The following is a 15,675-nucleotide window of genomic DNA, read 5'->3' as shown; positions in this document are numbered from 1 at the left end:
GATAATATAGCAATGCTACTATATCTTGTGTTATAATGCGCTTATGAGAATCGCAGGAACAATAAAGCACTCATTGGTTAACGGCCCGGGAATACGCTTTGTCGTCTTTTTCCAGGGCTGCCTTCATGGGTGCCGCGGCTGTCACAACCCGGAGACTTGGGATATGAATGGGGGGAGTGTGACAGATCCGGAGAGTATTTGTTCAATGATAGAAAGCGCCGGACATTTGGACGGTGTGACACTCTCGGGAGGAGATCCTTTTTATCAACCGGCTGCAGCTGCGGCAATTGCGAGATTTTGCCATGAACATGGGCTAAACGTATGGTGCTACACAGGCTTTACATACGAGGACATATTAGCGGGGATAGCGCCTGGGGGGGCGCTGGAGCTCTTAAATGAAGTGGACGTTTTGGTAGACGGCCCTTTTAGAGAGGAGCTCAAATCTGAGGAGTGCCTTTACAGGGGGAGCAGCAATCAGAGGCTTATAGACCTCGATTGCTGCAGAAAGGCATCCGGCAGAGTTTGCTTATATGATCCTGACTAAGATCTATGCGCAGTGATGCGTAATCAGCTTTTCCATAGCAATAAAAGTTTTTCTGAGTTACTTGTATTCTGCAAGAATTAATGTCACATGAACATATATCAGGGGAGGAAGCCATGATAAACACTATTATCAAACGTGATGGAACGGAGCAGAAATTTGATGAAGAGAAGATCACATCCGCTATGAGCAAGGCTCTGGATGCGGTCAAGGAGGACTATTCAGAGAAGGACTTAAAGACTCTCACCGGTAATGCGGTTGTAGACCTCTATGTAAACTATGCAGACAAGGACCAGCGCGTAAGCGTAGAGCAGGCTCAGGACGCCGCAGAAGCTGCGCTTATGAAGAATGGTTATTATACAGCAGCAAGAGCCTTCATTCTCTACAGACAGAACCACAAGATCATCAGAGGCATCAGTAAAGAGGTCAAGAACTTTGCTGTAGGCATGGTAGACGGATCCCTTGGTGCGGCTTCCGAAGAGGATAATGAAGATCCCTGCCAGGCAATGGATATCATCAAGAATCAGAACGCTTCCACAGCAGGCGGTACCATGGGCGCAGCTATCCTGGCTGAGTCTGAGGCTATCACCAAGATGTGGTGGGAGAATATATATGACGGCGAGATCAGGTCTCTCTGCCAGGTCGACGGCGGCTGCGGCGAGATCTATATCCATGATATGGGTATGGCAGCAGGCTATTGTGCAGGCTGGTCACTTAAGGACCTCTTACTTAACGGCCTTGGCGGCGTAGCCAATAAGATAGCTTCTGCGCCAGCTTCCCATCTGTCCACAGCTGTTATGCAGCTGGTCAATTTCCTGGGCATCATGCAGAATGAATGGGCAGGAGCTCAGGCGGTATCCTCCTTTGACACATATCTGGCTCCCTTTGTCAAAGTGGATAATATGTCCTATGAAGAAGTAAAGCAGTGCATGCAGTCCTTTGTATTCGGCGCAAATGTATCCAGCAGATGGGGCAGCCAGTGTCCTTTCTCCAATATCACTCTGGACTGGACTGTGCCTGAAGATATGGCTATGCAGCATGCTATCGTGGGCGGCAAGGAGCAGGACTTTACCTACGGCGACTGCAAAAAGGAAATGGATATGATCAACAAGGCATTCCTGGAGGTAATGATCGCAGGTGATGCCAATGGACGCGGCTTCCAGTATCCTATCCCTACATATTCCATCACACGTGATTTTGACTGGTCAGATACAGAGAATAACCGTCTCCTCTTTGAGATGGCTGCAAAATATGGTACACCTTATTTTTCAAATTATATCAATTCAGACATGAAGCCCTCTGATGTCAGATCCATGTGCTGCAGACTGCGTCTGGATCTTAGAGAGCTGAGAAAGCAAAACGGCGGTAACTTTGGCGCAGGCGAGAATACCGGTTCCATCGGCGTAGTGACCATCAACCTGCCTCATATCGCATATGTGTCTGCAGATGAGGATGCCTTCTTTAAGGAACTGGAATATGCCATGAACATCGCTGCCAGATCCCTGGATATCAAGAGAAGAGTGGTCACCCAGTATCTGAATAAGGGCGCTTATCCTTATACCAGGGTATATCTCAAGGCCGGTTTTAAGAATCATTTCTCCACCATAGGTCTGGTAGGTATGAATGAGACCTGTCTCAATGCAGCATGGATTCGCGAGGATCTCACCCATGACAAGGCTCTTAAGTGGGCAGGCAAGGTGCTTGATTTCATGAGAAACAAGCTCTCTGATTACCAGGAAGAGTATGGATGCCTCTTTAATCTGGAGGCTACTCCTGCTGAGTCTACCTGCTACACCCTGGCTCGTATGGACAGGAAAAACTATCCTGACATCATCACAGCAGGCGTAAGCGGCGAGACACCTTACTATACCAATTCATCACATCTGCCTGTAGGCTCTGTGGATGATATATTTGATGCTCTGGACAAAGAGGATGATCTTCAGACCAAGTACACCAGCGGAACAGTATTCCACACCTTCCTGGGTGAGAGACTGCCCGACTGGAAGCAGGCTGCAAAAGTAGTAAGGACTATAGCTGAGAACTACAAGCTTCCTTACTTTACCCTGTCACCTACCTATTCTATCTGCGAAGACCACGGATATATCGTAGGAGAAGCTACTGAGTGTCCTGTATGCGGCAAGAAGGTAGAGATCTACTCCAGGATCACAGGCTACTATCGTCCTGTCAGCAACTGGAATGCAGGTAAGAGTCAGGAATTTGAAGACAGACGCACCTACAATATGAAGGTGATGCTCTCAAAGTCAGAAGCAGAAGCTATGAATACTGCACAAACTAATAAGAGCCAGGATGAAAGTCATGCTGAGACAGAAAAAGCTGTTGCCGGAGAGAACTTTGTAGCATCTGCCAATGCACCCTTTGTATCAGAGAGACTGAGCATCATGCTCCTGACCACCAGTGAGTGCCCTAAGTGCAGGATGGCAAAGACTGCCCTTGATAAGAAGGGTATCGACTATACAGTCCTTACGGCAGAAGAGGGTACAGGCCGCGACATGGCCATGAAATATGGCATCATGTCAGCTCCTGCCATAGTAGTAGCCAGCGGCGATGAAGAGAAGGTCATCAAGGACTTTGGCGAAGTCCTCAGATTCATCGACCAGGCATCCTGAGGGGGCATTGTCGAACGGCCAAAGCTATCCCATCTGCTATTCGAGGGGTGGCTTTGGCCGCGTTTTCTATATACTATGCTATATAGTGTTATAAAGCGATTGATATATTAATGTAAAGCTATAGGAAACGCATATTTATTACCAACTAGATCTTGTAACATAATTGAGATTGTATCTGCATAGATCCAATCCGTAAAACTATCATCTTCAATCATATATACATAGCCATTGTTGCCGAACATTACCATATCACAAGCAACAAAGTCACTACTTTTTCTATATGTGTTCAACCACAGTCCGAGTTTTGATCGTTGATCTATTTTTAATGATTTTAAGTTGTCAGTCTCGTGTTGTAATTTTTTTATTGTCGTTGTAATAGAGGAGTATGTTCTTTTATGTAGGGTCTCATATGTTTCCTGCAGACATTTATAATATTCGGCACATGTTGGATATATGCTCTTATCATATTCGAGTATTTCCCGCATTTCGGCAGTGTCATATTGAATGGACTCTAATTGCTTTAAGCATTCTTCAATTTTTTCAAAATCTGCATTATCGTATAAGTCGTCTATTTGTTTAAGGAGTCTTTGGGTTAGCAGTTCATTTCTTAAATCGGTAGTATCGTATTGGTTAATTTCAAGATTGATTAGGCACTTTTCAATTTCTGTATAATCTGATTCTAAAAATAACTCCTCTATCTTTGCGAGTTCATCAGAAATATGTTCTTGACGCTCTGCTTCTATTTTTCTCTTTTGATGTATGTAAGAAGCAACCATAACACTAAGGACTATTGTAAAAACAAGTCCCGCTATAATAATATACGAGATTTTTCTCTTTTTATTTATGATATTCGATTTGCAGTGAGGACAAATATTTGCTGCATCGGATATTATTTCTCCGCAATGAGGACATTTGATTAAGGCCATATCCCGCCTCCTTATGGAGATGCTATTATAAATCATTTGTTCACTCTCTTATGATTATAATCTTCTCTTCTCCTGCGATATTACAACGTACTGTAATCGGCTTGTTATTTGTTTGTATTTCTCGTGGCATAGTAATTGCTGCATGAAGAGTAATGCTTTCTAAAGCACCTAGCCCATCCCAAGTATAAACTTTATCAATGTCGCTCCCGCTACTTGTATATAATCCGCATCCTTTAGATAATGTTGCTCCGTTGTATTCTATACGGCAATCCTTTACTAAATCATCAACACCTAATATATCAACGTCTATGTTTTTGATCTGAAATACCATATCTATAAATGTTTCATTATCGTCGTTGGTGTGGTAATACAAATAATAACCACTTGTGCTATTGGGTAACAGTTTTGCACTGATGTTTGTCTTTTTATACGTTATCTCCCATTTGTTTGTGCTAAATGTATCGCCTGGATTGATGATCTTTTTTCGATCTTCCTCTTCTTTCTGGAGTTTGGAAAATAATGTTTCAGCATCCTTGAGGTTGTTATAATTCTTTACTTCGGATTTTTGGTTACTTGGAACAGAATTATATGCTGATCTTGCATTTTTGATTTTTTCTTCGCTGCCAAGTTTAACATCGCCAATATTGTTTATGGCAGTTATAGCAGCCTCCACTGTAACAGATGCAAATTCTTCGGCTGCTGCTGTAAGAGTACTTTTATTTGATACTTTTTGTGCATCTTCATCTGAAAGTTTATTGTATGCTTTTTGTGCCCTATCTATTTTGTTTTTTGAGTCAGTTGTCACAGTGCCAATATTTGAAATAAGACTTTCTACTTTTTTCACACGTAATTCTGATAATTCATCATATGATTCAGATATAACGTTAGCATTAGTAACTAGCTTCTTTTGTTCATCGGTAAGACTATCATACGAAAACTGTGCAGCGTCGATCTTTTTTTGGCTGTCTTCACGAACTTTGCCGATTTCATCTATTAGTTTAATGGTCTCATTTGCCATTAAGCTGTTATATTCATTCCGTGCAGTTATAATGGTATCGTGTGTTTTGATATGTTTTTTGCACCGATCGCTTAGTTCTTCATATAGATCTTCGGCTTTTGTTATTTTTGCTTCACTTTCAAGTGTTACATTTCCTATTTCGGCTATTGTTGCTTCTACACGATTGACTGCACTCTGCTCTTCTGGTGATAACTTATTAAGAATCATGATAATGCTAGCTGCAATAATACAAACAATAATGATTCCCCCAATAATACAAATCTTAATAATCGGTATCTTTTTTTTATTAGCTTTATTATTTTTGATTGGGTATCCGCAATGAGGGCAATAGTACACTGTATCAGATACTTCTTTTCCACATTCAGGGCAATTAATTAAAGACATTTCCTGTTACCTCCAAAATTCATGAATGGATTCTAACTATACGAGTTAACTGATAAGTATGTTAATACTAGTCGTTTCTAACAGTTTTATATTTATGTCGTGTATTTATTTTGATGACTATGGATATAATTGCAGAAAGATTGCCAAAAGTATAAATGGTATGTTTATTATTCATGTAGATATAATGTGAAATAATCCTCCAAAGCGAAAATTAAACAGCGAGCTTATGTCTATGTTTTATCTCGGTTAAATATGTCAATTTATTTATCTTTGGAATAATGGAAATCGATTATATTTCAGAAGTTGTTTTGATGGATTATTTCAAACATCTATACTTTCTATTGTAAAAAAAGAATTGTGATTTAAAGATTTGATGGCAGAAATAGGGTTATTCTGATACACTCATGGTTGTAAATATATGTTATGAAATGGAGAGAAGTATGTTATCGGATAATCAGGAATTCTTAAACCTTGTAGATGCAGCGGCAAGGGGAAATATAGAGGCTGCCAGGAAGCTGGGGGAAGGCTACTTTAAAGGGACCTTTGATGGCAAAAAGAATCTGGAGAAGGCTGCCAAGTGGCTAAGGTATGCAGCAAAGCACGGTGACATCAAGGCAGAGGCTATACTGGAACAGATTGAGTGACAGCCGGCTATGACACACGATATATTTACAGAAAAATATTGCAAAAGATTAAATAAAGAGCAGTACGAGGCTGTGACTAAGGTAGACGGCCCCGTACTGCTTCTTGCGGTGCCCGGAAGCGGCAAGACTACAACTCTGGTCACAAGACTGGGCTATATGATAGCTGTGAAGGGGATAGATCCCTCAAGGATACTGACTCTGACATATACTGTGGCTGCAACGAGGGATATGGCTGAGAGGTACAGGAGCCTTTTCCCATCAGGACCTGTGCCGGAATTTCGTACTATTAATGGTATCTGTGCCAAGATCATAGCATATTACGGGAGTCAGATAGGTAAGACACCCTATGAACTGGCAGGGAGCGAAGACAGGACCGGGAATATTTTGTCCCAACTATACTATAAGTATATGGGTGAATATCCCACTGAGACTGATATCAGATCGGTCAGGACTCTCATAGCTTATGCCAAGAATATGATCCTCACAGAAGATGAGATCACAGAGCTGGGTGAGGAAGAGAATACCAGGATATTGCCCATATATCAGGGCTATAATGCAGCTCTGAAACAGGCTGGGCTCATGGATTATGACGATCAGCTGGTATATGCCTATAAGCTCCTAAGGGCTGTGCCATCTCTCCTTGAGCATTACAAGAGGCAGTATCCATATATATGCGTGGATGAAGCTCAGGATACCTCCAAGATCCAGCATATGATCATCAGCCTCCTGGCAGGAGAGAGGGGCAACCTCTTTATGGTGGGAGATGAGGATCAGAGTATATACGGCTTTAGGGCTGCCTATCCTGAGGCACTACTATCCTTTGACAGGGATCACACGGGTGCCAGCACTATGGTCATGGATATCAATTACAGGTCTGACGGGCATATAGTGGCTGCTGCGGATCATCTGATAAGGCATAATAAAAAAAGGCATGCCAAGACTATGAAGACGGACAGACCATCCAATAATCCTGTGCAGTTTAAATCTATAGGAAGGAGAGAGGATCAGTACGCCTATCTCCTGGACCTGGCGGGTCAGGTGGCGTCAGAAGCGGATCATTCATCTGAAACAGCCATACTGTATAGGGACAATGAGTCTGCACTTCCCCTTATCGATCTTCTGGACAGAAAGGGCATTCCTTACAGGATGAGGAGCACGGATATGAGCTTCTTTACAGGGAGAGTAGTCACAGATGTGCTGAGCATCATGAGATTTGCCTATGAGCCTTCGGATGCAGGCCTCTTTATGAATATCTATTACAAGATATCCACTTATCTAAAAAAGGACCAGGCTGAGAGAGCCTGCAGGGCTGCCAAAAGATCCGGCAGGTCAATCCCGGAAGAAGCGGCAGCTCTGCCGGATATTGCAGAATATACGGCTGTAAATATCAAGAACCTGTATGTAAAGCTCATATCTATGAGAAAGATGAGCCCCCTTAAGGCATTGACTCTTATAGAGAGCGGCCTAGGCTACGGGGAATATATAGGCCGCAATCAACTGGACGCCGGCAAGCTCTTTATACTAAAGCGCCTGGCAGAGAGGGAGCAGGAGCCTGTATCATTTATGAAGCGCCTGGAATATCTCCAGAGGCTGGTAGCAGATGGGGGACAGGGTAAGAGGGACTGCCATTATAGGTCTAGTGATGATCCCGGTTATGGTGGCGCGCAGGATACAGCCGGCGAATACCATAGAAGTGGCGGAGTGATATTATCAACCATCCACGGCAGTAAAGGCCTGGAATATGATAATGTATATATAATAGATATATGTAACGGGATCCTGCCTCAGACCATGCCCATGGGCCGGGCTGTCAAGGTATCTGCCCGGGAGAGGCGCCTGGAGGAAGACAGGCGTATACTATATGTAGGTATGACCAGGGCCAGGCATAAGCTGACATTACTTACATATGGCTCCTATGCATCTCCTTTTATTAAAGAACTAAGAGTGCCGGTAAGCACCGGTGGGAGAATCGGAAGTGGAAGCGTAAACGCGGCATCAGGCGGCAGGAGTGGCAGCTTATCTGGTTCAAAGCCAAAGGCTTTTATTAAAAAACGGAGAGAGTTGTGAAAAAGTCTATCATAAATTATCTATATACAGCAGCATATCAGCTCTTCCTCATATTGATCCCTCTTGTCACTACGCCCTATATCGTCAGGACTCTGGGCGCAGAGGGCATGGGAAGCTATGCCTATGCACATTCGGTGGCATATTATTTTTGCCTCTTTGTTAAGCTGGGCATTCAGAACTATGGCAGCAGGCTGGTGGCAGCAGCCGGTGATGACAGGAAAAAGCTGTCGCAGGCCTTTGGAGAGCTCTATGCCATGCAATGCGTGATGATGCTCATCTGCACGGGCCTATATCTTATCTACTGCATGACGATGGCTTCAGATAGCAGATTTGCGTTTATATTTGCGCTCTTTATCCTGGCTGCAGGCTTTGATATCAGCTGGTTTTACTTTGGAATAGAGAATTTCAGGTATACTGTTATTAAGGATTTTATCGTCAAGATATTGTCTGTAACGGCTATTTTTACCCTGGTCAAAAGTGCTTCTGACGTATGGATATACGCAGTGATACAGGGAATGGGGATACTGATCAGCCAGCTTGTATTATGGACATCCATCAGGGGCTATGTGGACATCATTAGGCCTGGGCTGGATGATATCATGAGGCATATCAGGCCCAATCTCATACTCTTTGTACCTGTCATTGCAGTCAGTGTCTACAAGACCATGGACAAGATCATGCTGGGAGCTATGACCGGGGAAAGAGAGCTGGGCTATTATTACAGCTCGGAGAATATCATACAGATCCCTCTGGCCCTTATCATCTCCCTGGGTACTGTGATGATACCCAGGATGACCAAGGTATATAAGGGTGCAGGCGGAGATAACAAAGCAGAGAGGATATTTGAGAGATCCATATATTTTGCAGTATTTATCGCATCATCTGTCAGTATAGGCATCATGACGGTGGCGAGAGAATTTGTGCCTATATTCTACGGAGAAGGCTTTGACAAGTGTGTGGGCATATATTACATAATGCTGCCCAGCTGCGTATTTATAGCATTTGCCAACGTGATCAGGACTCAGTATCTGATACCCAATAATTGGGACAGGGTATTCGTGACATCCCTTCTGTCGGGAGCAGGACTGAATTTCCTCATGAACCTGCTGCTGATCCCCAGGCTGCAGTCTTACGGGGCTGCTCTGGGTACCCTCTTTGCTGAAGCGCTGGTATGCATTTATCAGGCTGTGGCTGTGAGAAAGGTGCTGCCCATAGGACGATATCTCATAGGAAGCGTGAAATTCATCCTGGCTGGGTATGTGATGTTCGCCGCTTTTTACAAGATGCCTTTTGCTATCACAGGCAGAGCGGTAGCTGACCTTATGATCAAGATCATAGTAGCCGGAGCTGTATATATGCTGTGCCTGGGGATTGAGATAATGATAGAGCGCTATGCCCTGGGGGCAAAAAATAGGACAGCTGAGTGATCTTATAGCCTGCAATAACTGTGCTGTTGTCTCATGAAAGCTTCTGATCAAAAAGGAATATATATGTCTGATATAGAAAAAACAGGTCATGTACCCGCTGTGACAATTGTTGTCGCAGCCTGTAATGTGGAAAAGTACATAAGAGAGTGCCTTGAGAGCCTCGTGGCCCAGACTATTACGGATATAGAGATCATATGCGTGGATGACTGCTCATCGGATGCTACAGGCAGGATCATAGATGAGCTGGCGGAAAATGACGACAGGATCAGGGTATTTCACAATGAGAGAAATCTGGGAGTATCTGAGTCAAGGAATCTGGGTATAGATGAAGCCCGCGCAGACTATATATGCTTTGTAGACGGAGATGACATAGCAGCCCCTGATATGTCAGAACTCCTCTTCAAGGAGGCCACTTCCGTCGGAGCAGACCTGGTCATAGGAGATTACTATGTTGCTGATGGTGATACAGCGAGATGGGAGAGCTTCTATGGAGGGAGAGATATATCAAGGGAGCGCATGGAGAGGGATGCCATCCTGGGAATAAACGGCCTTAGCACATCTGTAGGCGTACCATGGGGCAGGATCTACAAGAGGAGCTTTCTACTGGAAAAGGGGATTAGATTCGTTCCAGGGTTAAAACGCATGCAGGATATGATATTTAATAATTATGTCTTTGAACTGGCAGGGAAGATATCCTTTGTAAACAAGCCCATCTACTACTACAGGATACACAGGTCATCTGCAGTCAGGGCTATGGACATGGGTTTTGCAGATACTGCGGCTATTATCATGGATGAGCTAAGGAGCTTTGCAGCAAAATATAATAAGGAATGGGAAGAAGTCCTCATCACCAAAGAGATGAACCTGCTCCTGGAAGCGATAACTCTATACCCGCTGCGGAAGGCTAAAAGCCTGACCTACTGTCAAAAGATAGCCTATATCAGATCGGCATCTGATAAGCTGCTTTCTGAGCTCTATGCTCATCGGGGGAATGTAGGCGGCTCGTCTCTTTTTAAGCTCAAGTACTTCCTGATGAAGAGGCAGATGTTTGGGAGTCTGTATCTTCTTTGCAAGATAAGATATATTTTTTGAAGAATGTATTCATCTTTAATCAGCGGAAAACTGCAAAAAATCCATTTGACCGCTGATTAAAACAGGTCCATAATAAAACTATGATAGGACGAAAAAAAGAAATCGCTGAACTAAATAGATTATATGATAGTAAGAAAGCTGAGCTGCTGGCTATCTATGGCCGACGACGTGTAGGGAAGACATATCTTGTCGATGAGACTTTTGAGGGAAGGATCACCTTTAGGCACGCCGGTCTGTCACCTACTGAGACAGCCAAAGGGGCACTGCGTCTTCAACTGAGGAATTTTTACAATTCATTGTTGGATCAGGGGATGCCTGAAAGCAAGGCTCCGGACAATTGGCTTGATGCTTTCTTTATACTGGAGCAATTCTTAAAATCCAAGGATACAGGAGAGAGACAGCTTGTTTTCCTGGATGAGTTGCCGTGGCTTGATACGCCAAGATCCGGATTTATCACTGCTTTTGAGGCTTTCTGGAATAACTGGGCATGCCACCGTAAGAATCTGATGGTGATCGTATGCGGCAGTGCCAATTCCTGGATACTGGACAAGCTGATCAATAATCATGGTGGATTGTATAATCGCGTAACATATGAGATTAAGCTATCGCCATTTTCCCTGTCTGAATGTGAAGAGTATTATTCAGAACAGGGTGTTAGCTTTAGCAGGTATGATATTGCTCAGAGTTACATGATCCTGGGAGGAGTACCATTTTATCTCGGATATATGCAGCGCAACAAGAGTCTTGCTCAGAATATTGATGACCTCTTTTTTTCAAAGGGGGCAAAATTGTCTGATGAGTATGACAGGCTGTTTGCATCTGCGTTTAGCAATCCCGAAGCGATGAAGGAAATAGTGGCTGTTCTTAGTGGAAGGAATATGGGTTATTGCAGAGAAGAATTGGTCGCAAGGCTCAGGCATTCTGATGGCGGGACTCTCTCAAAGCATTTAAAAGCACTGATCGCAAGTGATTTTATAATCAGTTATTATCCATTTGGTGAGGGTAAAAGAAAAGAATATTTCAGGTTGACGGATTCTTTCTGTCTCTTCTATCTGCATTTTAAAAGCAAGATAAATTCAAAGCCTGAGCTCTATTGGGAGAAAAACGTTAGCGGTCATGAAATATCATCTTGGAGAGGATTTGCTTTTGAACGCTTATGCTTTAACCATATCCCTCAGATCAAGAAGGCACTAGGGATAAGTGGTGTGATCACTTCAGAATCAGCATGGAGCAAAAAGGCGGATGATGAAGATGGTGTGCAGATAGATCTGCTGATCTTGCGAAATGACAATGTGGTCAATATGTGTGAGATTAAATATTACAGTGATGATTACACTGTTGATAAGGACTATTACAGAACTATGCTGAGAAGGACCGAGATCCTGTCCGGTATGGTTCCCAAAAAGTGTGCTGTATATGGCACTTTGATTACGACTTTCGGCCTGAAACATAATGAATATAGCGGCGTCTTTAATAATCTGGTAACGCTGGATGACCTGTTTGAGGCTTGACGCTATAAGAGTAATATATAGGAAAAAGATGATTAGATATAAAAAGAATATATAATGTAAAAGCCCTCTATTGCCGATATATCTAGCAGACACAGATATGTGCACGGTAAGTAACGCTGCAAAGACAATATTTCAAGAGGGCTTTGGACATGGCAAGAACATCTACAATTCCTGCAGAACAGATGGTCATCACTAAGGGCAGGAAGATCATCGAGTTAAACTATAGCGAGATATATGAGCATAAGGCCAATATTTATAAGTGGATCAAAAGGGTATTTGATATTGTGGCAGCCAGTCTGGCGCTTATAGCACTCTCGCCTGTATTTCTCATCACAGCATTGGCAATCATAATGGAAGACGGCGGTCCTGTATTTTTTACCCAGGAGCGCGCAGGCAAGGATATGAAGCCTTTCAAGATCTACAAGTTCCGCAGTATGTACAAAAATGCCGAGGCTCTCTTTGAGAAGATGCAGCAGCAGAACGAGCAGACAGGACATGCCTTCAAGATCAAAAACGATCCCAGGATCACCCATGTAGGCAAATTCATCAGAAGATATTCCATAGACGAGCTGCCGCAGCTCATCAACATCATCAAGGGAGAGATGAGTGTGGTAGGCCCCAGGCCCATCCTCTACAATCAGATGCAGGAGTGCAATGCATATGAGAAGCAAAGGCTCATCGTAAAGCCGGGGCTGACCTGCTACTGGCAGGTATGCGGCAGAGCCAGGATCCCCTGGGATCAGTGGGTAGAGCTGGATCTGAAATACATCCAGGATATGAGCATACTCAAAGACCTGGAGTTGATACTCAGGACCTTCCCCGCAGTATTTGGCAAGGATGGTGCTTATTAATACTATAGGATATAGAATGTGACGAGGGCAGCTGCATTGAGCAGCTGCCTTTTTAATGCTTGCTGGTTGCTGTGTGTGAACAGAAACGCCTTTTTAAATCTGCCCTGTCTTTACAGAGAATGCTATTAATTATAGAAAAACTAGCATAATAATGCTATTATATAGATATAAACTAGCATTTATATCTTATTCTGATGCTACAAATGCTAGATAAAAGGCGTAAAATGCTATTTATGTCAGCTAAAATGCTATTTTATCCGGTATGATAATGATATCATTGCTTTTGGGACGATAAATGAAGGAGACAATACTATGTCTGACTCAAGAATAGATATGCTGATAAAAGAAAAATCAAACAGACAACTGACCTATGGGGAAATAGCACAGAGTTCGGGGCTATCTCTGAGTACAGTACAGAAGGTCCTTGAGGGCAAGGTGGCATCTCCAAGGTCAGAGACTATTGAGGCGTTGGAGTCGGCTTTATTTGGTGATATACATTATTCTTTGATGGGACAGAGAGAAATATCAATTGGTAATCAGGATTTTGAAGCCATAGTACGCAATGGCTACTTTTATATCGATAAGACGTGCTTTATCAGGAACTGGTGGGAGAGTGCTGATGTGGTGACACTTATCACCAGGCCCAGACGATTTGGCAAGACTTTGAATATGAGCATGCTGGACTATTTCTTCTCCAACAGGCATGAAAATAGTGCAGAGCTCTTTGAAGGGCTTGAGATATGGAAGGATGAGAAATATAGGACTATCCAGGGGAGATTTCCGGTGCTGTTTATAAGCTTTGCGGCAGTCAAGGGGAATAATTACGATACTGCAAGGCAGCAGATCATACAGGAGATAGTAGCTTTATATAGGAGCAACGACTATCTGATCCATTCTGAGCAGGTTAATGATATGGACAGACAGTTCTGGGACATGGTGGGATATGATATGAATGATGCCACCGCTGCCTCAGCCATCAGGTATTTGTGCGAGCTTATGAGCAGGTACTATGGCAGTAAGGTGCTTGTCCTTTTGGATGAATATGATACGCCTATTCACGAGGCATATACAGAGGGCTTCTGGGATCAGATGACGAGCTTTATCAGGAATCTCTTTAATGCTACGTTTAAGACCAATCCCTTCCTGGAAAGGGCTATACTAACAGGTATCACCAGGGTTAGTAAAGAGTCGATCTTTTCGGATCTCAATAATCTGAAGATAGATAGTATGATTGGCGCAAGGTATGACAAGGATTTTGGATTTACTGAAGCTGAGGTTCGGGCAGCACTATCAGCATATGGCCTTTCAGATCAATACGAAGCCGTGAAGGAATGGTATGACGGATTCAGGATAGGAGACAGCTTAGACATATATAATCCCTGGTCAGTGACAAGGTATCTGGACGCAGGCGTGTTGGATAATTACTGGGCTAACACCAGTGAGAATTCCATGGTAGAGAAGCTGATCAGAGAAGGCGGCATAGATGTAAAGAAAGATATGGAGAGTTTGCTAGCAGGAGAATCAGTATCTGCACTTATAGATAATGAGATAGTATTTGACCTGATAGATAGAAATGAGTCGGGTATATACAGTCTGCTCCTGGCAGCAGGGTATCTAAAGGCGGAACAAAGGCAGGATGATACACCCGGAGTTCGCAAAAAATTTAGCATGTCACTGACTAATCTTGAGGTGAAACATGTCTTTGAGGATATGATCAAAAGGTGGTTTGAAGGTGATAATGTCAGATACAACGACTTCATCAAAGCTCTTCTTCTAAATGATCTGAAGTATATGAACCGCTTTATGAATGAGGTGGCTGAGAATACCTTCTCCATATTTGACAGTGGTAGCAGGCCCTCGGTAAAGACAGAACCTGAGAAATTTTATCATGGCTTCGTGCTTGGGCTCATAGTGGAGCTGCAAGATAAGTACCATGTCAGATCTAATAGAGAAAGCGGCTTTGGCAGATATGATGTATGCCTTGAACCCAGGGAGCCGGGCATGCCAGCTTACATATTGGAATTTAAGGTGCATGATCCTGATGACGAGGATAGCTTGGAAGATACAGTTCAAAAGGCGCTGGAACAGATCAGAGAAAAGAACTACGATGCGGACCTCATAGCCAGGGGCGTAAAAAAGAAGGATATACATCATTATGGATTCGCATTTGAGGGGAAGAAAGTGCTGATCGGGTGATGAGAGAAGCAGGCAATATAATTTATAGATGAATAATATTTAAAAAGTTACTGTTCAGACCCCAACTTGAGATAAAAATACCGGTGATCTAGACTTTTATCAGTCGGACCACCGGTATTTTCTATCAAATATCTCTGACACATTCGTGTAAATATTGCTGGGATCATTTTCGCGCAGCGTAACCAGCACACCCAATCCATCGCAGTAATACTCTAGACTGCTGAATGACCGGTATGTCATGACCTGCTTGATTTTACGTTTTACCTTACGAGCCTGACGCTCACTTAAGTTATTATTGTGCGGAACTCTTTTATCATGAAGGAACAGCAGATGGTTATGCATGTATTTCTCCATTCGTTTATACAGGTTGTAACCATCCTTATAATACTTG

General features: G+C 43.2%; 11 protein-coding genes and 1 pseudogene. 9 read left to right on the top strand and 3 right to left on the bottom strand.

Annotated features, from left to right (window positions below; genetic code table 11):
• Positions 1–43 precede the first annotated feature (43 nt).
• Both nrdG and G636_RS0103785 read left to right on the top strand, forming a co-directional pair.
• Positions 44–544, top strand: a complete 501-nt coding sequence (gene nrdG, locus G636_RS0103790) for an anaerobic ribonucleoside-triphosphate reductase activating protein (RefSeq protein ID WP_026506944.1) — start codon at positions 44–46, stop codon at positions 542–544.
• A gap of 113 nt (positions 545–657) precedes the next feature.
• Positions 658–3,168 (top strand): ribonucleoside triphosphate reductase, encoded by a 2,511-nt coding sequence (locus tag G636_RS0103785; protein ID WP_026506943.1) that lies wholly within the window; start codon positions 658–660, stop codon positions 3,166–3,168.
• Between the two features lie 107 nt (positions 3,169–3,275).
• Here the strand turns inward: G636_RS0103785 and G636_RS0103780 are convergent, their stop codons facing one another.
• Together G636_RS0103780 and G636_RS0103775 are read right to left on the bottom strand one after the other, a co-directional pair.
• Complete coding sequence (locus G636_RS0103780) at positions 3,276–4,094, bottom strand: zinc ribbon domain-containing protein (RefSeq protein WP_026506942.1); 819 nt, start codon at positions 4,092–4,094, stop codon at positions 3,276–3,278.
• A 40-nt stretch (positions 4,095–4,134) separates the two neighbouring features.
• The gene (locus G636_RS0103775; RefSeq protein ID WP_026506941.1) at positions 4,135–5,496 is read right to left on the bottom strand and encodes a zinc ribbon domain-containing protein; all 1,362 of its coding nucleotides are present in this window, start codon (positions 5,494–5,496) and stop codon (positions 4,135–4,137) included.
• 440 nt (positions 5,497–5,936) lie between these two features.
• Here G636_RS0103775 and G636_RS17200 point away from each other — a divergent pair, with 440 nt between their 5' ends.
• The 7 genes from G636_RS17200 to G636_RS0103740 all read left to right on the top strand — a co-directional run bounded on the left by G636_RS17200 (position 5,937) and on the right by G636_RS0103740 (position 15,284).
• Entirely contained in the window at positions 5,937–6,140 is a 204-nt protein-coding gene (locus G636_RS17200; RefSeq protein WP_035778714.1) for an SEL1-like repeat protein, read from the top strand.
• 9 nt (positions 6,141–6,149) lie between these two features.
• A complete protein-coding gene (locus G636_RS17195; RefSeq protein ID WP_051226478.1) occupies positions 6,150–8,207 on the top strand; it encodes an ATP-dependent helicase in 2,058 nt (685 codons plus the stop codon).
• Complete coding sequence (locus G636_RS17190) at positions 8,204–9,634, top strand: oligosaccharide flippase family protein (RefSeq protein ID WP_051226476.1); 1,431 nt, start codon at positions 8,204–8,206, stop codon at positions 9,632–9,634. Before G636_RS17195 ends, G636_RS17190 begins: the two co-directional genes overlap by 4 nt.
• A gap of 63 nt (positions 9,635–9,697) precedes the next feature.
• Positions 9,698–10,726, top strand: coding sequence for a glycosyltransferase family 2 protein (locus G636_RS0103755; RefSeq protein WP_026506940.1), 1,029 nt, complete (start codon positions 9,698–9,700; stop codon positions 10,724–10,726).
• Between the two features lie 80 nt (positions 10,727–10,806).
• The gene (locus G636_RS0103750; RefSeq protein ID WP_026506939.1) at positions 10,807–12,237 is read left to right on the top strand and encodes an AAA family ATPase; all 1,431 of its coding nucleotides are present in this window, start codon (positions 10,807–10,809) and stop codon (positions 12,235–12,237) included.
• 149 nt (positions 12,238–12,386) lie between these two features.
• The gene (locus tag G636_RS0103745) at positions 12,387–13,088 is read left to right on the top strand and encodes a sugar transferase (protein WP_155832314.1); all 702 of its coding nucleotides are present in this window, start codon (positions 12,387–12,389) and stop codon (positions 13,086–13,088) included.
• 312 nt (positions 13,089–13,400) lie between these two features.
• Positions 13,401–15,284 (top strand): AAA family ATPase, encoded by a 1,884-nt coding sequence (locus G636_RS0103740; RefSeq protein WP_330363897.1) that lies wholly within the window; start codon positions 13,401–13,403, stop codon positions 15,282–15,284.
• 99 nt (positions 15,285–15,383) lie between these two features.
• Here G636_RS0103740 and G636_RS20725 read toward each other — a convergent pair.
• Positions 15,384–15,675 (bottom strand): annotated as a pseudogene (locus G636_RS20725) (IS66 family transposase); the annotation flags it as partial.

This window comes from Butyrivibrio sp. MC2013, assembly GCF_000424585.1.
Lineage (GTDB): Bacteria > Bacillota > Clostridia > Lachnospirales > Lachnospiraceae > Butyrivibrio.
Note: the sequence above shows the minus strand (reverse complement) of the source record. Positions and strands in the feature narration are given on the sequence as shown.